Annotated in this window: 17 protein-coding genes; 12 read left to right on the top strand and 5 right to left on the bottom strand. The window is 50.3% G+C overall.

The genetic code is table 11. The features are described 5' to 3' along the window. Window positions 1-27: 27 nt before the first annotated feature. The 5 genes from AAHB90_RS24125 to AAHB90_RS24145 all read left to right on the top strand — a co-directional run bounded on the left by AAHB90_RS24125 (window position 28) and on the right by AAHB90_RS24145 (window position 4,970). Window positions 28-207, top strand: a complete 180-nt coding sequence (locus AAHB90_RS24125) for a hypothetical protein (protein WP_342087809.1) — start codon at window positions 28-30, stop codon at window positions 205-207. After that, window positions 197-523: a hypothetical protein gene (locus AAHB90_RS24130; RefSeq protein ID WP_342087810.1), complete on the top strand. Its 327-nt coding sequence runs from the start codon at window positions 197-199 to the stop codon at window positions 521-523. The genes AAHB90_RS24125 and AAHB90_RS24130 overlap by 11 nt, the downstream gene beginning before the upstream one ends. A 50-nt stretch (window positions 524-573) precedes the next feature. After that, window positions 574-1,605, top strand: coding sequence for a quinone-dependent dihydroorotate dehydrogenase (locus tag AAHB90_RS24135; RefSeq protein ID WP_342087811.1), 1,032 nt, complete (start codon window positions 574-576; stop codon window positions 1,603-1,605). 42 nt (window positions 1,606-1,647) lie between these two features. After that, window positions 1,648-4,215: an FtsK/SpoIIIE family DNA translocase gene (locus AAHB90_RS24140; protein ID WP_342087812.1), complete on the top strand. Its 2,568-nt coding sequence runs from the start codon at window positions 1,648-1,650 to the stop codon at window positions 4,213-4,215. Between the two features lie 104 nt (window positions 4,216-4,319). Then, the gene (locus AAHB90_RS24145; protein ID WP_342087813.1) at window positions 4,320-4,970 is read left to right on the top strand and encodes a LolA family protein; all 651 of its coding nucleotides are present in this window, start codon (window positions 4,320-4,322) and stop codon (window positions 4,968-4,970) included. 81 nt (window positions 4,971-5,051) lie between these two features. Here AAHB90_RS24145 and AAHB90_RS24150 read toward each other — a convergent pair whose 3' ends face one another. The 5 genes from AAHB90_RS24150 to AAHB90_RS24170 all read right to left on the bottom strand — a co-directional run bounded on the left by AAHB90_RS24150 (window position 5,052) and on the right by AAHB90_RS24170 (window position 10,403). Further along, window positions 5,052-5,519, bottom strand: a complete 468-nt coding sequence (locus AAHB90_RS24150; RefSeq protein WP_342087814.1) for a ferritin-like domain-containing protein — start codon at window positions 5,517-5,519, stop codon at window positions 5,052-5,054. 192 nt (window positions 5,520-5,711) lie between these two features. Further along, window positions 5,712-6,812 (bottom strand): DNA topoisomerase IB, encoded by a 1,101-nt coding sequence (locus AAHB90_RS24155; RefSeq protein WP_342087815.1) that lies wholly within the window; start codon window positions 6,810-6,812, stop codon window positions 5,712-5,714. Window positions 6,813-6,994: 182 nt separating this feature from the next. Then, complete coding sequence (locus tag AAHB90_RS24160) at window positions 6,995-9,280, bottom strand: ATP-binding protein (protein WP_342087816.1); 2,286 nt, start codon at window positions 9,278-9,280, stop codon at window positions 6,995-6,997. 9 nt (window positions 9,281-9,289) lie between these two features. Then, window positions 9,290-9,931 (bottom strand): biliverdin-producing heme oxygenase, encoded by a 642-nt coding sequence (locus tag AAHB90_RS24165; RefSeq protein WP_342087817.1) that lies wholly within the window; start codon window positions 9,929-9,931, stop codon window positions 9,290-9,292. 28 nt (window positions 9,932-9,959) lie between these two features. Further along, window positions 9,960-10,403, bottom strand: coding sequence for a response regulator (locus AAHB90_RS24170; protein WP_342087818.1), 444 nt, complete (start codon window positions 10,401-10,403; stop codon window positions 9,960-9,962). Window positions 10,404-10,622: 219 nt separating this feature from the next. Here AAHB90_RS24170 and AAHB90_RS24175 point away from each other — a divergent pair, with 219 nt between their 5' ends. The 7 genes from AAHB90_RS24175 (at window position 10,623) to AAHB90_RS24205 (ending at window position 18,135) form a co-directional block, all read left to right on the top strand. Next, entirely contained in the window at window positions 10,623-11,186 is a 564-nt protein-coding gene (locus AAHB90_RS24175) for a DUF4142 domain-containing protein (RefSeq protein ID WP_342087819.1), read from the top strand. A gap of 202 nt (window positions 11,187-11,388) precedes the next feature. After that, window positions 11,389-12,960, top strand: coding sequence for a sulfatase family protein (locus tag AAHB90_RS24180; RefSeq protein WP_342087820.1), 1,572 nt, complete (start codon window positions 11,389-11,391; stop codon window positions 12,958-12,960). Between the two features lie 5 nt (window positions 12,961-12,965). Next, complete coding sequence (locus AAHB90_RS24185) at window positions 12,966-14,438, top strand: phytoene desaturase family protein (protein ID WP_342087821.1); 1,473 nt, start codon at window positions 12,966-12,968, stop codon at window positions 14,436-14,438. A gap of 16 nt (window positions 14,439-14,454) precedes the next feature. Continuing rightward, window positions 14,455-15,540, top strand: coding sequence for a formylglycine-generating enzyme family protein (locus AAHB90_RS24190; protein ID WP_342087822.1), 1,086 nt, complete (start codon window positions 14,455-14,457; stop codon window positions 15,538-15,540). A gap of 30 nt (window positions 15,541-15,570) precedes the next feature. Continuing rightward, a complete protein-coding gene (locus tag AAHB90_RS24195; protein WP_342087823.1) occupies window positions 15,571-16,134 on the top strand; it encodes an RBBP9/YdeN family alpha/beta hydrolase in 564 nt (187 codons plus the stop codon). A 116-nt stretch (window positions 16,135-16,250) separates the two neighbouring features. Further along, window positions 16,251-16,850, top strand: a complete 600-nt coding sequence (locus AAHB90_RS24200; protein WP_446717925.1) for a YceI family protein — start codon at window positions 16,251-16,253, stop codon at window positions 16,848-16,850. Between the two features lie 136 nt (window positions 16,851-16,986). Further along, entirely contained in the window at window positions 16,987-18,135 is a 1,149-nt protein-coding gene (locus tag AAHB90_RS24205; RefSeq protein WP_342087825.1) for a glycoside hydrolase family 130 protein, read from the top strand. The last annotated feature ends 66 nt before the right edge of the window (window positions 18,136-18,201 follow it).

Here is an 18,201-nt window from a genome sequence, read left to right on the forward strand (position 1 = left end):
ATTTGAAGATAATTAAAGGATATCGTCATGGATTTAAGGAGAGCATCAGATCCCAAAGAAAAGAGAACCGCTCGCAAGGTAGTTGAGAAAAAGCTCACAGCTCGTGATATTGCGGAGAGTATAAAAAGGGGACTTGCAGAAGTAAAGCTGATTGAAGAAGGAAAACTTAAACCCAAAAACATTGATGACCTATTAAATGAGCTATGAAGTCATACCCACACTTAACTTTGAAAAAGAACTTAAAAAACTTCATAAAAAATATCCCTCCCTTCGGACTGATTTAGCGCAATTAGTCGATGAGCTTCGAGAAAAGCCGCAACTTGGATCCGAAGTTTATAAAAATTGCTACAAAATACGCTTCGCTATCAAAAGTAAGGGAACTGGCAAACGCGGAGGTGGAAGACTTATCACCCACGTCAGAATTGTTGACAAATGCGTTTTCCTGATCAGCATCTACGACAAATCAGAAACCGCTACGATCACTGACTCCCATTTAAAACAACTACTTCAAGACTTAAAATAAAATTCCCCACCCCACCCCAGCCTTCCTGCGAAACATTCTATTTTTGCAGGATGTATAAGATTCTGATCTCCCCTATACTTTTTCTGTTTGACGCTGAACGCATTCACTATTTTGTGTGCGAGGTGCTCCATATCGCTTTTAAAATCCCCTTTATGCCGCGGATCATACGGGCGCTGTATACGTACGAGCACCCCGACCTGGTGCAGGAGGTGGCCGGCTTGCGGTTCCGTAACCCGGTAGGACTGGCAGCAGGGTTCGACAAGAATGCCGAAATAGTAGACCAGCTGGAAGCGCTGGGTTTCGGGTTTATTGAGATCGGGACGGTGACGCCGCGCCCGCAGCCGGGAAACGATAAGCCACGCCTGTTCCGTCTTAAAAAAGACAAGGCACTGATCAACCGAATGGGTTTTAATAACAAGGGCGTGCAGGTGGCCGCGGCAAAACTGGCAAAACGCAAATCTAAAATCCTGGTAGGAGGTAATATTGGTAAAAATAAGGATACCCCGAACGAGCAGGCTTTGAGCGATTACCTGATCTGCTTCCGGGAACTGTTCGATGTGGTCGACTATTTTGTCGTGAATGTAAGTTCGCCGAATACGCCAGGATTACGGGATTTGCAGGAGAAAGGCCCATTGACGGAAATTTTGAAAGAATTGCAAACCAGGAATGCAGAAAGGGCCAATCCCAAACCCATTTTCCTTAAAATAGCGCCGGATCTGACGACCAGCCAACTCGACGATATTATCGATATAGTAAAGGAAACCGGCATTGCAGGGGTGATCGCTACGAATACGACAATCAGCCGTGAAGGCCTTGTAACCGACCAGTCGGAGGTAGCACAAATAGGGGCGGGCGGATTGAGCGGAGCGCCATTGACACATCGCTCGACGGAAGTAATTCGTTACATTTGTGAACAATCCAATCATGCTTTTCCCGTTATCGGAGTCGGCGGCATCGCCACTCCCGGAGAGGCTTTGGAGAAAATAAATGCAGGGGCCGGCCTGATTCAACTTTATACCGGCTTTATTTACGAAGGACCCGGTGTGGTCAGCAGGATCTGCAAGGCATTGGTCAGGAAGTAAAATCTAACAACAGCACTTCACGCATTCCCGGAATAGAAATAAATGTCAGTAAACAAGCCAAGAGGTAACACACAGCGCCAGAAACCGGAGGAGATCGCCGCTCCCCGCTTTCGTGTATCCCTCGATTGGGAACACATTTTCACCAGCCCGAAGAATACGTTGGCCTGGGGCACATTCTTTATCATCCTGGGAGTGATCCTGGAATCTTCCTTTTTCTCCTACATCGTTACCGGCCTGTCCGATCAGAGCGTGCTGGACGGTCTGGCTCATCAGTCGCTGCGCGATGCAGGCCGACAGACCCGCAACTTCCTGGGCGTGCTCGGAGCGGTGGTTTCCCACATTTTCGTATATCGCTGGTTTGGGGTGGGTGCATTGCTGTTGCCGCTCGTACCGTTTGTGGCGGGCTGGAAAATGGCATTCGGCAGGGAAATATTGCCGTTAAGCAGAACAACCCGGGAGGTTATCTTTTTCACGCTCTGGGTTAGCGTGCTAATGGGCTATGTGATTCTCATGAGCAACACCGAAAATACATTGAGCTTTCTTTCCGGCGGTTTCGGTTACCTGGTCAACGTGTCGCTTTTCGACTGGCTGAAATGGGGAAGTGTATTGCCGATCCTCTTCGCGCTATTCGTGTTTGCGGTGTTCTTTTATGACGTGCGCGACAGGTATGAGTCGTGGCAGGCGAGGCACGCGAAACCGGAAGTGGCAGGCGACGATGCCGTAGATCCGCTTTCTCCGGGCGAACCGACTGCTACGGCTGCCCCTGAGAGTACATTTGTGTCGGTTGTGAACGATACATATGACGACGAGGTACTGGCTTCGGAAGAAAACCCGGATTCCGACGTGGAAACGGCCGACGTGGATACGGAAGAGGAGGCGCCCCGCCCGGCCCCGCATCCCGCAGTAGTGTTGCCCGTTACGGCTCCTTCAGTGCCTGTCACGTCGACGACCGTGGAGTTGCCAATGGAAGTGTCGGCCGTGCCATCGGAGCCGCTTCTTGAACTGGAGGTGGAGGACACCACGCAGGTGAAAGCGGCTGTGGAAGAGGAGTTCGAGGACGAAGACGTCAATGCGTCGATATTGCGCGAATTCGGGCAATATGACCCCATGCTCGACTTGCCGTCCTACCAATTTCCCCACATCGACCTGCTGAATGAGGTTACCGAAAATCAGCACGAAAAAGTAAGCCAGGAAGAACTGGAAAGCAACAAGACCAAGATTGTCGACACGCTTGGCAGCTATGGAATTAATATATCCAAAATCAAGGCGACGATCGGGCCGACTGTAACGCTGTATGAGATTATCCCGGAAGCGGGTGTGCGGATCTCGAAAATCAAGAACCTAGAAGGCGACATTGCATTGAGCCTTGCCGCCCTGGGCATCCGTATCATTGCGCCAATGCCCGGACGGGGAACGATCGGTATTGAGGTGCCCAACAAGAACCGGGAGACGGTATTTGCCCGATCGGTTCTGGCGAACGAGCGGTTCCAAAAGTCGAATTACGACTTGCCGATTGTTTTGGGTAAAACCATTTCAAACGATATCCACATAGCCGACCTGGCGAAGATGCCCCACTTGCTCATGGCGGGAGCGACCGGACAAGGAAAATCGGTGGGTTTGAACGTCATTCTAGCCTCGTTGATTTACAAAAAGCATCCGGCGGAGCTGAAATTTGTACTGGTGGATCCGAAAAAGGTGGAATTGACCCTTTTCAACAAGCTGGAAAGGCATTTCCTCGCCAAGCTCCCCAATGCCGAGGAAGCGATCATTACCGATACCAAAAAGGTGATTTTTACATTGAACTCCCTGTGTATCGAAATGGACTCCCGTTATGACCTGCTGAAAGAAGCTGCGGTACGGAATTTGAAAGAATACAATGCGAAATTCGCGGCGAGAAGGCTGAACCCTGAGAAAGGACACCGGTTTCTGCCGTACATCGTACTGGTCATAGATGAGTTGGCCGACTTGATGATGACGGCCGGTAAGGAGGTTGAAACGCCGATTGCCCGTTTGGCGCAGCTGGCCCGTGCGGTGGGTATCCACCTGGTAGTGGCAACGCAGCGGCCTTCGGTGAAAGTTATCACGGGTTTGATCAAGGCGAACTTCCCGGCGCGTCTGTCGTTCAGAGTAACGTCAAGTATCGACTCGCGTACCATCCTCGATATGGGTGGAGCCGAACAGCTCGTGGGACAGGGAGATATGCTGCTGGCGATCAACTCGGAAGTGATCCGTCTGCAATGTCCGTTCATCGACACCCGCGAGATCGAGGATGTCTGTGAATATATCGGCGGGCAGCGTGGCTACGACGAAGCCTATGCCCTGCCTGAATATGAAGGAGAAGATGCCGCCGAAGGCAAGGCAGACCTTAATCCGGATGATTTCGATAGTTTGCTGCCGGATGCCGCCCGTCTGATCGTGACGCACCAGCAAGGCAGTACGTCACTGATCCAGCGTAAGATGAAGCTGGGGTACAACCGCGCAGGCCGGATCATGGACCAACTGGAAGTGCTGGGCGTGGTAGGGCCGTTCACAGGAAGCAAAGCGCGGGACGTGATGTACCACGATTTGAATATGCTGGAAGAACATCTTCGCGTCATGGGGGTAAGCTAGTTTTGAACGACGTTAAACCCTTGCGAGTTTGCAGAGTCTAAAATTGAAATATTTCACTATAAACCCCGTTTTTTATAAACATACTAAGTATTAAATAATTGAATATGAGAAATTTGAAGAATAGTGCTTGTTTGCTTGCGGTAATGACGATCCTGCTTTTGAACCCATTCGCTTCCAATGCGCAGGGAGATAAGAAGTCGTCGGATATATTGAACGCCATGAGCAGCAAGTATCAGAAGATCAAATCCTTTAAAGCACTTTTTACCTACATTACCAAGGGAGAAAAGCCGCTGAAAGGGGAAGCGACCGTGAAGGGTACGAAGTTTAGGTTGAAAATGGCAGGTCAGGAGATCTTTAACGACGGCAAATCGATGGCTACGTACATCAAAGAAACCAATGAGGTGAATTTGCAGGATTTCGACCCAGCTGCCGGTGGCGACCTCGACCCGACTAAAATTTACACCGCCTATAAAAAAGGTTTCAAATCTGCTTTTGTAAAAGAGAAACAAGAAGCAGGCAAGGCCGTCGAGGTGGTAGAACTGACTTCAACCAACAAAAGCAGCCAGGTTAATAAAGTGCAGATCGAGGTGAATAAAGCCGATAAATCGATCAGCAGCTGGAAGATCTTCCAAAAAAACGGACAGGAGGTAACTTATAAGGTAGATCAGTTCGTACCCGACGTGAATGTGGCCGACAATTTCTTCGCTTTCAATGCCAAACAGTATCCCGGCGTGGAAGTGGTAGACCTGCGGTAATCTCCGGAGACATATTAACATAGCAATGGGTGAGCCTTCCGGTCTCACCCATTTTTCTTATACGCGTTATATGTTGTCTTTTTAGTTGACCGCCTGATGCAGGTCGCGGTATTTCTTGATGAGGTTGTGCGATTCGAGCAATTCCGCTTTCTGGTTTGCAATCATCTGGCGAATGTCGACCGGCAAATCGGCGTCCGTAGCCAATGCATCGTCGTAAGCTTCCTGCGCAGCGTCTTCGCCATATTCGCAGCTTTCGAGGACAGATGTGCGGTCGTGGCCGGTAAATGTTGCCTTAATATCCATCCACACGCGATAGATTTTACCGGAGGTTGTCGTCCCTGTTGCTACCTCACCGCCGAGGTTGCGTATTTCCGTGCTCAGCTCATTGATATTCTCACGGCTTTCATTGGCCATTTTCTGAAAGATACCCCTCAGGTCGACATCTATGTCTTCAACTTCGCTAAGGGCCTTTTCATAGCCGTCGACGCGGTCGTTATTAATTCTTATCAAATCATTCAGTACCTCAATCAGATTCTCATTGGTTTCCATGATTCTTCAATGTTAAAGTTTGTGACAAGTTTTATTTGTAAACGGTTGCATTGCTTTCAAATGCTGTGCCATTATTTAATATGAGCCGGGAGAAGGCGTATGAGGCGATTTCCTGTTTGCGTATATGTAGGAGATATTTCCCGACGGAAATAAGATGGCCGGCGTATATGCTTCTGAATCTCATCAGAATCCTCAGGTGGGGCGGGCCAGCAATGTCCGTACACGCTGCTCGGTTTCAGAAAAATGAGCGGCTTCTTCAACCTGCTTGTTCAGAAAGCGCTGGATGCGATTGTTTTCATAGGCTCTGAAAACCGCCGGGTGTATATAATATTTCTTACAAACAGCCCGGGTGTTTCCCAGATGCGCTGCTACCGCGTCGAGACAGGTGTTCAGTACGCGGGTTAATTGCCGTTGCGAAGGGGCTTTTTCCTGGTGACTGAGGTATTCGAATGCGGTAACTGTGCCCATCCACGTGCGGAAATCCTTCGCCGAAAAGTTAGCACCTGTGTAGCGGCGGATATAGTCATTTACCTGTTGTGCATTCAGGGCGCATTTCCCCCCGCTTTCGGTAACATATTGAAAAAGCCTTTTGCCCGGCATTTCCTTGCATTGTTTTACAAGGCGTGCGAGTTGTTTATCCCGCAGGGTAATGTCCTGGCGGATGCCCTTTTTGCCTTTAAACATGAACCGGATCCGGCTGCCTGTGACTGTCGCGCAGCGGGCATCGAGCGTGGTGATGCCTGAGGAACCGTGTAGGACCTTGTACCGCTGGTTTCCCACACGCATGCAGGTTTTATCCATCAGCTTGATCACCAGTGCAATGGCTTTTGAAAGATCGAAGTCGCGTTTACGGAGGTCATGTTCCACCTGCTCGCGCAATCCGGGCAAGGCCTCGGAAAACATCAGGAGTTTATAATATTTGGTCTGGTTTCTGATGAGGTTCCAGTATGGATGGTAGCGATATTGTTTCCGGCTGGCGGCATCGATTCCCGTCGCCTGCAAATGTGAATCCGGGTCGGCGCTGATCCACACGTTGGTCCAGGCCGGTGGCAGCACGAGCGATTTGATGCGTTTGATCGTTTGCGGGTCCTTGCAACGAAGGCCGGCGGCATTGATATAGTAGAATCGCGGTGCTTTTCCCTTCCGGATATAGCCCGGCGCATCCTCCGATCGGACGTAGTGGAGTCCCGCCGCTTCGGCGGTTAATGCGGGATTCTTTCTGAGCTTTTTGAATTGACGGGCTGTTATGACAGGCTCGTCGGTTGGTAGGGAAAGAGCTGCGGCTACTGACATTTGGTTTACGGTTTGTTGTCCCGGAAATCCTAATAAATTAATACCAACCCACCGCGGAAAGCCCTGCCTGCCGTAAACTGCCGTCAGCCGCATTGTATCCGTTTGCCTCCACATAAAAAATCCCCAGCCTCTGCCTGGTGAATGGCTAAGCTGAGGAACAATGTACTCACCGGTGCCGGCTGCTATGCGACGGGAAAATATATCGTGAACACGGAACCTTCACCGAACACTGATTTCGCATCGATGAACCCCTTATGGTTCTCCATGATTTTCTTGCAGATCGCCAGCCCAATGCCCGTACCAGGGTACTTATGGGCGGGGTGCAGGCGCTGAAAAATATCGAAAATCCGGCCTTCGTATTCCGCTTCGAAACCGATACCGTTGTCATGAAAAGCGATGGCGTGGTATTGTCCGGAAACAGTCTTTTCGCGAGGAATGTCCGTTGCATCCATTATGTTCGCCGTGATCCTGATCACCGGCGGCTCGCCGGGTTTTACGAATTTGATGGCATTGCTGATCAGGTTGATGAAGAGCTGATGCACCTGGAATGGGATGATGTCGAGGATTGGCAAAACTTCCGCTTGAACCGTAGCCTGTTTCTCATCCATGTTGTCCTGCAATTCCGAGAGAACATTCCCCAGGATCTCGTTCAGGTCGGTTGGGACGAAAATCTTGTCCATGCTACCAGCTTTCGAATAGGTCAGGATGTCTTCGATCAGCATTTGCATTTTCTCGGCCGCGAAACGCATTCTTTCAACGGAATCTTTGACCTGCGCTGACAGGTCCGGGTCTTCACGATCGAGTACCCTGGATGCGAAAATCTGTATTTTCCGAAGCGGTTCTTTCAGGTCGTGGGTCGAAATCCAGTTCAAATTGGCCAGTTCTTTGTTGGCAAGCCGCAACTCTTCGTTCAGGATACTGTTTTGATCTTCCTGCGCCCTGATAACCCGGTAGTTGATATGTTTCTGCAATGCATAGGAAAAGCTCGACGCGGCATTGACTTCCGATTTGCGCCAGGGCAAACTTTTGTCCTTCACAATCTCCATCCACAGCTCGAACGACTTCCGCGGCGAAAGCCGTACGCCATCTTCATTGGGTAGGACAGCCTTGTCCGGGTTGCCGGCCCAGTTGATCGTTTCGATTTTTTCCTGCCTCAACCACAAAATCCCGTCGTTTTCGCCGGAAACCATCGAATGGTAGATCGCTCCTGCGGCATATTTGGAGATGTCTTTCGCAGCCGGATAAACATCGGAAAGATTATCCGTTTCAAATGTCTGGTTGGGATACGCATTGGCAAGAAATGTGAACAAATCAAGCAGTTCGGAATCCGAAGGAACCAGTCCATTGGTGTACAAGATACCTTCGTGGTAAATCGCAGCACCGGTCGCATTTGCGAGTTTCAGCAATGCCGGCGACTGGTGGCTGGCTTCCATGAAGTTTTCGGTCTCGTGCAGGATTGCCAGCGCTTCCACGAGGGCTTTATCCACATCTTCACTAATGTTATATTCCTCAGCAACTTCCCGCACCGCTATTTGTGACGTAAGGAAATGTCCCTGCAACAATGCGGAAAGGCGTGTATAGTGCGGCAATATCTTGGGCGCATAGTGGTGGCAAGCGATAAGCCCCCAAAGCTTCTGATTTTGGAGCAAAGAAATGGTCAGCGTCGCGCCTACCCCCATATTTTTCAGATATTCTATATGCATCGGCGACACACTGCGGAGGATCGAAAGGCTCAGGTCCAACGAATGGTTGCCTTTATCCGCCGAGTTGTCTATCGTTAACAGCGGAACAGGGGTGTAGTTGATGTCCGCGATCATCCTGAGCGGGTTGCGGATATACAGTTCGCGCGCCTGGGCGGGGATGTCGGTATGCGGGTATTTCTGATTGGCAAACGACACCAGATCGTCCCGCCGGCTTTCAGCGATCACCTCTCCATTGTATTGGTCATCGAAGCGATAGATCATCACCCGGTCGTAGCCGGTAATGGCACGTGTTTCGTCCGCGATCTCCTGACAGAGGTCCAGCAAGCCGCTGGATTTTTCCATGATCGACACGAAATTGCGTGTCTGCGTATAAAGGTTTGGCAAATTCAGGGTCCCGTCGGGAAACGGTTCGAGCTCCATGATCACGTTGCCGCCGCTCTGGTGAACGGTGGTATTGAACGAAGTGCCGTTCAGTGAGAACACAAACGGTTTCGCAGAGTCGATGGTCTCCACGCCCGCATAGGATGCGAAGTGGGAAGCCTGCTCTTCCGGGAAAATGTCCGAAATGTCTTTCCCTAGTACCTTATCTGGACCGATACCGATATAGTCGGCGCTGTTGGCACTGCAGAACTCTATTCTCGAATCGCCTTTTTTGATCCCCAGCAAAAAGCCGTGGGGTTGAATGCTGCCTGGTATATGGATGGGTTCACTTTCGCAATTCGTCAGATTGACGATATCGCGATTTACAATGTCCTTGATATTCATTACTGCTGGTCAATTACTTACGGCCGGCATAGCCACGCTGGACGCGCGCGCTTGTCCTAGCCAATTGTCAATAATGGTAAATGTATTTTTAGCGCTCGAGATTACTTCGTCCCGCCCTTCATGCTCGTCGACAAATTGGGTAAGGGAAGAGATGAAACTTTTCCACAAATTTCCTGTTTGCGCTCCATATCCCCAGAAATAGGAAGCGCCGCTCTCGGGCGTGAACCCGTGCACTTCGTGGATATGCTTGTACAGAATCCTCCCACCGAGTGTGGAGCCTTCCAGCACATACATAATTCCCAGCGCTTCCGCTACCGAAGAAAATTCGAAACGGTGTATAGGCAACGCGTCGATTTCAGCTTCCGTAAGGCCGGTGGCCAGCAGGTCGTCGATGATCAGCCGCGACTTATAACGTGCCGACAAATCAGTGATAATGTGGGAAATAGCAGGGAATACCTGATCCTCGCAGGCAATGGTTACTCCGAAAAGAGCAGCCAGGTAGGATTGATAGTCCTTTACGGAAACGGAGGGAGCTAATATCGCTTCTGAAAGTGGATTGTTTTCCAGTTTCTGATGGCTTTCCGCTGTTTCTTGTCTTAGTCGTTTGAAAAATAACTCTTGCTCTGTGTCGAAAGCAGTTGCTTCGCTCATACTGAATGCAAATTGAAACCTGTTGAGATTAGTTGGTTATCAAAAATTGTTCCAACCCCTCAGGCATAGCCGAACCCGCTCGTTCGAGCAGGCACTTTTTAAGGATTTCTATCAGACCGTTAAAGCTTGTGGGTTTTTGAATATAGAGGTTTGCACCGTTCCGGAATGCCGATTCCCACAGGTACTGCGCGACGGATGTGGAGAGTATCACAATCGGAATCAATTCGTATCCGGTCGTACCCCTGATTTCTTCCAGGCATTCAAGCCCGTTTTTGACAGGCATATTCATGTCCAGAAATATGATGTCGGGCTTGCCGTCCAGGTCTTTCAACATCCGGAGAAGGTCCACGCCGTTTTCAACGACAGAGAGCTGAGCTTCGGCGGAGACTTGTTCCAACGCTTCCTGGAACAGAAAAGTATCATCATGGTCATCGTCGGCCAGCAAGATCCGCATGGGGGTGGGGAGACTCATTAATCGGGACAAAAGGAAGGTTTGGAAAGTGGCTGAAAAATACATCGCGCAACACGATGTCGACGGACAGCTACAAAAATATGTATTCTTTTTCCAAAAACTAAATGTGCCCGTTAGAGTCGGAAGGTAGAGCGTCAATGCTGAATCCGATTTGTTTGAGGTCAATGGCATAGTTTTTTTTCTTTAAGGACCCATATCATCAAAAAATGAAAACCTGTTATGAAAAAGATCACATTAAGTATCCTTATGGCCGCCACCGTTGTGGCATTCACCGCTTGTAACACCAACAAGACAGAAGACAGTAAGGAAGTAGCCGAAGAGCAAAACGAAGCGAAACTGGATACTACCGCATTGGAAGATGATTCAGAATTTGCCGTAGCAGCGGCCGATGGCGGGATGATGGAAGTGAAACTGGGCGAACTGGCGAAAACGAATGCCGCGAGTGCAGACGTGAAAAAATTCGGCGAAATGATGGTTACCGACCATTCGAAAGCCGGCGATGAACTGAAAGCGCTCGCCACCCAGAAAAACATCACCCTACCGACCGCACTGAGTGACGAGAAGCAGAAAAAGTACGATGACCTCGCCCAAAAGAAAGGCAAGGACTTTGATAAAGCCTACATTTCTTTCATGGTCGACGATCATAAGGAAGATATCAGTGAGTTCGAGGAGGCTGCAAAGGACGCGAAAGACCCGGATGTGAAAGCATGGGCGCAGGGAAAACTGCCGACATTGAAGCATCACCTGGAAGAGGCTGAGGCGATCGATAAAAAAGTAAAGTAAGCTGAACCTCTGATTTGCAATGCCCGGAACGCCAAGTGTTCCGGGCATTTTGCGTTTAAAAATCGCGGGATAGTGAAAACAAATCACCAATTTGTAATTTTAAACCCGGCCGCCGACCGGCTTTGCAAAGTAATTCCGGTAAAACGCTTGCGATTTGATTTTGCATAAGTTTATTTTGTCTACCTATTATATAGAGTATTTCATGTATACTATCCTTACCCGCTTCGAGAAATTGATTTTAACGGCCTTTTCAGGCTTGCTTGCACTGGTGATGCCAGTCACGACAACACTCGGCCAGACCGCTCAGCGCCCGAACATTATCTTCATTTTTTCCGATGACCATGCTTATCAGGGCATCGGCGCATATGGAAATAAAATCGCCAAAACGCCGAACATCGACCGAATTGCCCGGGAAGGCGCGTTACTTACCAATAACCTGGTTACCAATTCTATATGCGGCCCGAGCCGTGCCACGCTTCTTACCGGTAAATACAGCCACCTGAACGGCTATAAGCGCAATGACCGGACAAAATTCGATACCAGCCAGACGCTGTTGTCCGAAACGCTCCGCAAGAACGGCTATCAGACGGCCTGGATCGGTAAGATGCATTTGAATAGTCTGCCGGCTGGTTTCGACTACTGGAATGTGCTGCCCGACCAGGGTCATTATTATAATCCGGAATTCGTAGGTCAGCCGAACGATACCACTAAATACACCGGTTACGTTTCCGATCTCATTACGCAGTTTGCCACTGGTTGGCTCGAAAAACGTGACAACGATAAGCCATTTTTCCTGATCGTCGGCCATAAAGCGACGCACCGCGAATGGATGCCGGCCTTGGAGGACCTGGGTGCTTACGACGATGTTACCTTCCCGCTGCCGTCGACATTTTATGACGATTATAAAGGAAGAAAGGCAGCCGCAGACCAGGACATGACCATAGACAAAACCATGCGCATGAAGCTGGATTTGAAAGTGGGTGTGGATTATGAAAAGGATTTTCTTTACAATCGGCTAAACCCCGAGCAGAAAAAGGTTTTCAAGGCTTATTATGACAAGGTTTCAAAAGAAGTTACCGACAAGAACCTGACCGGCAAAGCGCTGGTGGAATGGAAATTCCAGCGTTACCTGCGCGATTACTTCTCGACCGCCAACTCGCTCGACCGAAACATCGGCAAGCTCCTCGATTACCTCGACAAAAGCGGTTTGTCTAAAAATACCGTTGTCATCTACGCCTCCGACCAGGGCTTTTACCTTGGCGAGCATGGCTGGTTCGACAAGCGTTTTATTTATGAAGAATCATTGAAAACACCTTTCCTAATCCGCTATCCGGGTGTGATTAAGCCGGGGACCAAAGTGAGTGATCTCGTGGTCAATATCGACTGGGCACCGACCGTCCTCAATATCGCGGGTGTCAAAACGCCCGCCGATATGCAGGGCAAATCGTTCTTCCCATTATTGAAAGCGGACCGCGCAGCACAGATCCCGTGGAGAAAAGAAGCCTATTACCACTATTACGAATTCCCGCAGCCGCACCACGTATACCCGCATTTCGGGCTCAGGACAAGCCGTTATAAGCTGGCCTATTTCTACGGCGGTGCTGATTCATGGGAGCTATACGATTTACAAAAAGATCCGAAAGAGGTTTCGAATCTTTACGGATCAAAAGGAACGGAAGCGCTAATAGCCGATCTCAAAACCAAGCTGAAAGCATTGATGAACGAGTACAAGGACGACGAGGCATTGAAGATCCTCGCCGCAGCTAAACCCTGATCAGCGTGGCAACTCCCGTAGCGGCGACTCCCGGAGCGGCGGCTCCCGAATACGATGCGATAGTGGTCGGCTCCGGTCCGAACGGGCTGGCAGCGGCCATTACCTTGCGGGAGTCGGGACTTTCGGTGTTGCTGATCGAAGGCAAAGACACACTTGGTGGCGGAATGCGAACTGCGGAACTGACATTACCCGGCTTCCGACACGACATTTGCTCGGCTATCCATCCGATGGCCTTAATGTCTCCTTTTTTCGCAAGGCTACCGCTCGCGGATTTCGGGTTGACGTTCGTTCAGCCGACCCACGACGCGGCGCATCCGCTGGACGGAGGGAGGGTGGCGGTGCTGGACCAGTCGGTGGAGTCGACGGCCGCGCAATTGGGTGCAGATGGTGATACTTATCGCAAATGGATGGGTAGTTTGCTTGAATCGGTTCCTGAGTTGTTGCCGGATTTGCTGGGACCGCTGAAATGGCCTGCCGAGCCTTTTCGTCTGGCAAGGTTTGGTTTAGCGGCATTGGCCCCGGCTACCTGGACGGCCGAGAAGTTTAAAACAACGGAAGGCCGCGCATTATGGGCCGGGATGGCTGCGCATTCGATTCAGCCGCTGGATAATATCGCTACGTCGGCATTTGGTATCATGCTTATGGCGGCGGCGCACATGAAAGGATGGGTGATTCCGGTGGGTGGCAGCCAAAGCATCGCGGACGCATTGGCTGCGTATTATCAATCGCTTGGAGGAAAGGTTCAGACGGGCTGGATGGTGGGTTCAGTGAATGAACTGCCGCCGGCAAAAGCGATTTTGATGGACGTAACGCCCAGGCAACTGGTTCGTATCGCAGGTGACAGGCTGAGTGCTTCCTACAAACGTCGTCTGGAAACCTACCGCCAGGGTCCGGGGATTTTTAAAGTCGATTGGGCATTGGACGGGCCGATACCATTTCAACGTGAAGAATGCAGACGCGCGGGAACGGTGCATTTGGGCAATACTTTCGAGGAAATTGCGCAGTATGAACGAAATGTCGGAAATGGAAGACGCGGCGGGAAGCCTTTCGCGCTGGTAGCCCAGCAAAGTGTTTTCGACAAAACGCGGGCACCGGAAGGTAAGCACACGGCATGGGCCTATTGCCATGTGCCTCATGGCGACGACTTCGATATGACCGAGGCCCTGGAAAGCCAGATCGAGCGCTATGCACCGGGTTTCAGAGATGTGATCATCGCAAAGCATGCCACCAATGCCAGCGCATTTGAACAATATAATCCGAATTATATCGGGGGTGATATCAATGGGGGCATTCAGGATATCTGGCAACTGTATTCGCGGCCGGTTTTGAGCATTTCGCCCTACCGCACGTCGGCTAAGGGCATTTACATTTGCTCGTCGTCCACTCCCCCGGGCGGGGGCGTGCATGGAATGTGCGGGTACCACGCTGCGCATCAGGCGTTGAAGGATGTTTTTAAAATTGAAGTAAAAAAAGAATAACCGGGTTCACAGAAATATGGAGTTTTCAATAAAAGGTTTTTGCAGCCTGTTGGGAGTGATGGCGGTGACATTCTGGAGCTGTGGAAGCAAACAAACCGCCGAAGAAAAACGCAAGGCCGATAGCCTCGCAGCCTGCATTGCCGACGGCATGCCTACCCGCGCAGCCGCGATCCGCAATGCAAGCCTGGTGAAGGAAGGTATCGGCGATAGCACCGGCATGGTATGGATCCCCGGCGGGAAATTCCTGATGGGCGCCGACGAGTTCCCCGATTCACGCCCGATGCATGAGGTAACGGTGAATGGCTATTACATGGATGCCCACGAAGTAACGAATGCCGAATTTGCTGCTTTTGTAAAAGCGACCAACTATAAAACCGTTGCTGAGCGCCCTTTGAACCCAGCCGATTATCCCGGAGTGCCTGCCGATAAACTGGTACCGGGCTCGGCCGTGTTCACGCCTACGCCTGCACGTGTAAGCCTTGACAATCCGCTGCAATGGTGGAATTACGTGGCAGGAGCCGACTGGGCACATCCCGAAGGCCCGTCCAGCTCAATCAAAGGCCGCGAAAACTACCCTGTGGTACATGTGTCTTATGAAGATGCATCCGCCTATGCCAAATGGGCCGGCAAGAGACTTCCTACCGAAGCGGAATGGGAGTTTGCGGCACAGGGCGGAAAAGGCAACCACACCTATTACTGGGGCGACCAACTGAAACCCGGCGGTAAATGGGTGGCGAATATTTATCAGGGAAGTTTTCCGGACAAAAATACAAAGGAAGATGGCTATCTTACCGCCGCACCGGTCAAATCCTTCCCTGCCAATCCCTATGGTCTTTTTGATATGGATGGCAATGTGTGGGAATGGTGCGAAGACCTTTACCGCCCCGACTATTACCAGAAAAGTCCGGCTGCGAACCCGAAAGGGCCGTCGGACAGCTACGACCCCGATGAACCCGGCGCAGTGAAACGTGTTCAGCGAGGAGGCTCATTCTTATGCAGTGATGACTATTGCATTCGTTACAAGGCCGGTAGCCGGGGCAAGGGCGAAGTGACCAGCGGAAGTAACAACCTTGGTTTTCGTTGTGTAATGGACAAAAAATGATGAGAATACCAAATCAATAACATTATGAGTATGCGCTTTCTGACTGTACCAGGGCTGGCAAGCTCAGGTCCGCAGCATTGGCAGACCATCTGGGAAGAGCAATATCCCGACCGTTTCGACCGCGTACAGCAAGCAAACTGGGACTGGCCCGTGAAGCAAGAGTGGGTGGCGCAGTTGCAAAAGCAGATCAGCGAGCTCACCGAACCGACGGTCCTCGTTGCGCATAGCCTGGGATGCATTACCGTAGCGCATTGGGCGCAGGAGTTCAGCTCCGGGCTGATCAAAGGTGCGTTACTGGTGGCGCCGGCCGATGCGGAACTTTCAAAACGATTGAACTTCGTAGTCGGTTTTACGCCCATACCCGTGCGCACAATTCCGTTCAAAACGATTGTGGTGGCGAGTACCAATGACATTTACGCGACGATAGGCCGATCGAAGGTATTTGCCGCGAATTGGGGAAGTGATTTTGTTAGCCTGGGCAAAAAGGGACATATCAATGCTGTATCGGGGCTGGAAGACTGGGTCGATGGCAAAAAAATATTGGAGCGTTTCGAGGGCGTGAAATTGCTCGAAAGCGAGGCAACGCGCTCCTGACAAACGACGTATAGGATTGTTAAAGCCTGTTAATGATCTGTTAAGTGCTTTTAATTCTTTATATATTTCAAAACAATTCTTCTACACTTTAAACGATTGAAATTATTATGAAAAAAATGTTTGTACTCGCAGCAGCTGGTTTGCTTTTCAATGTTGCTGCTATTGCCAACGGTCCTGGAAAGAATGCTGCCGACAAAACTTTGAAAGTGGATCCGAAAGCGAGCACTATCAATTGGGGCGCTAAAAAAGTGACGGGAACACATGCAGGGACGGTACCTCTGGAAAGCGGTACACTAGTGATTGATAACGACAAGCTAAAAGGAGGAAGTTTTGTAGCCGACATCAAATCACTCGTTGTGACTGATGTAACCGACAAGGAAATGAATGGCAAACTCACCAATCACCTCAAAAGCGACGATTTTTTCTCCGTGGAAAAGCATCCGCAGGCGAAGCTGGTCATTTCTTCCGTGACGCCAAAGGGCGGTAATGCATATGATGTGACAGGAAAGCTGACGATTAAAGGAATTACCCAGGACGTGAAATTCCCGGCAACTGTTACATCCGACGCCAAAAAAGTAACAGCCAATGCGAAAGTAGCCATCGATCGTACCAAATACGATATCAAATTCCGCTCGACCAACTTCTTCGAAAACCTTGGTGACAAGGCGATCGACAACGATTTTACACTCGACGTAAATCTGGTAGCGAACAAATAATCAGCGAATATTTAAAACGACACGAAATCCGGTTTGAGCGATCAGACCGGATTTTTTATTGCCTTTTGTGGCAGCGCCAGCGATAGCGGAAATGCCTTATATTTGAAATTCTGATTTGATAACTAATAAAAAATCTATGAAAAATTTTATCGCCGGCCTGGCTATATGCACATCGATCTTAACAGGACAGGTATTTGCGCAAACCGAAAACACGTTGCCGGACTGGACCTTCGGTGGCTTCAAACGGCCGGTCGGTGTGAATCCGGTAATATCGCCCGATAGCACCTCACGCTTTTTTTGTCCCATGAACAAGCGGCGCGTCGATTGGGAATCGAACGACACATTCAACCCGGCTGCGGCCATCAAAAACGGCAAGATCGTCGTGCTTTACCGCGCCGAGGACAAAGCGGGGAAAGCGATTGGTATGCGGACTTCGCGCCTCGGTTATGCCGAAAGCGAGGACGGCATTCATTTCAAAAGAAGGAAAGAACCGGTACTATTTCCCGCTGAGGATAGCCAGAAGGCCAATGAATGGCCAGGCGGCTGCGAGGATCCTCGCGTGGCTGTGACGGAAGATGGCTTGTATGTCGTGATTTATACACAATGGAACAAGGACAAAGCGCGGCTGGGAGTCGCCACTTCCCGCGACTTGCTTAAATGGGAGAAATACGGGCCTGCTTTCAGAGAAGCCTATAACGGCAAGTTCAACAATATATGGACGAAGTCGGGCTCCATTGTGACCAAGTTGGTGGGCGATAAGCAGGTTATCGCGAAAATAAACGGCAAATACTGGCTCTATTTTGGCGAAGCAAATGTAAATATCGCCACCTCGACCGACCTCATCAACTGGGAACCGGTGGTCGATAGCAAAGGCGAACTCGTCAATCTGATCTCTCCGAGAAAGGGCTACTTCGATAGCAACCTCACCGAATGCGGCCCCCCGGCCATCGTGACCGATAAGGGCATTGTACTACTTTATAACGGCAAAAACGATAAAGGGGAAGACGGCGACAAGCGCTTTACGCCCAACAGCTATTGTGCAGGCCAGGTATTGTTTGATAAAAATGACCCTACCAAAGTGCTCGCCCGCCTCGATACACCGTTCTTCCGCCCGATGGAGCCATTCGAAAAGAGCGGCCAGTATGTAGCAGGTACCGTGTTTATCGAAGGAATGGTGTATTATAAAAAGAAATGGCTGCTCTACTACGGCTGCGCCGATTCGCGCGTAGGCGTGGCTGTTTACGACCCTGCTGCCAAAACCCCTGGTGATCCGATTCCGAACTAGCCTCCGGCCGGGCAGGTCAGTACAGGATAGTGCAACAGATATTTTTAGGAATTTTTGGATATTAAT

This window comes from Dyadobacter sp. OTU695 (assembly GCF_038440355.1).
GTDB lineage: Bacteria > Bacteroidota > Bacteroidia > Cytophagales > Spirosomataceae > Dyadobacter.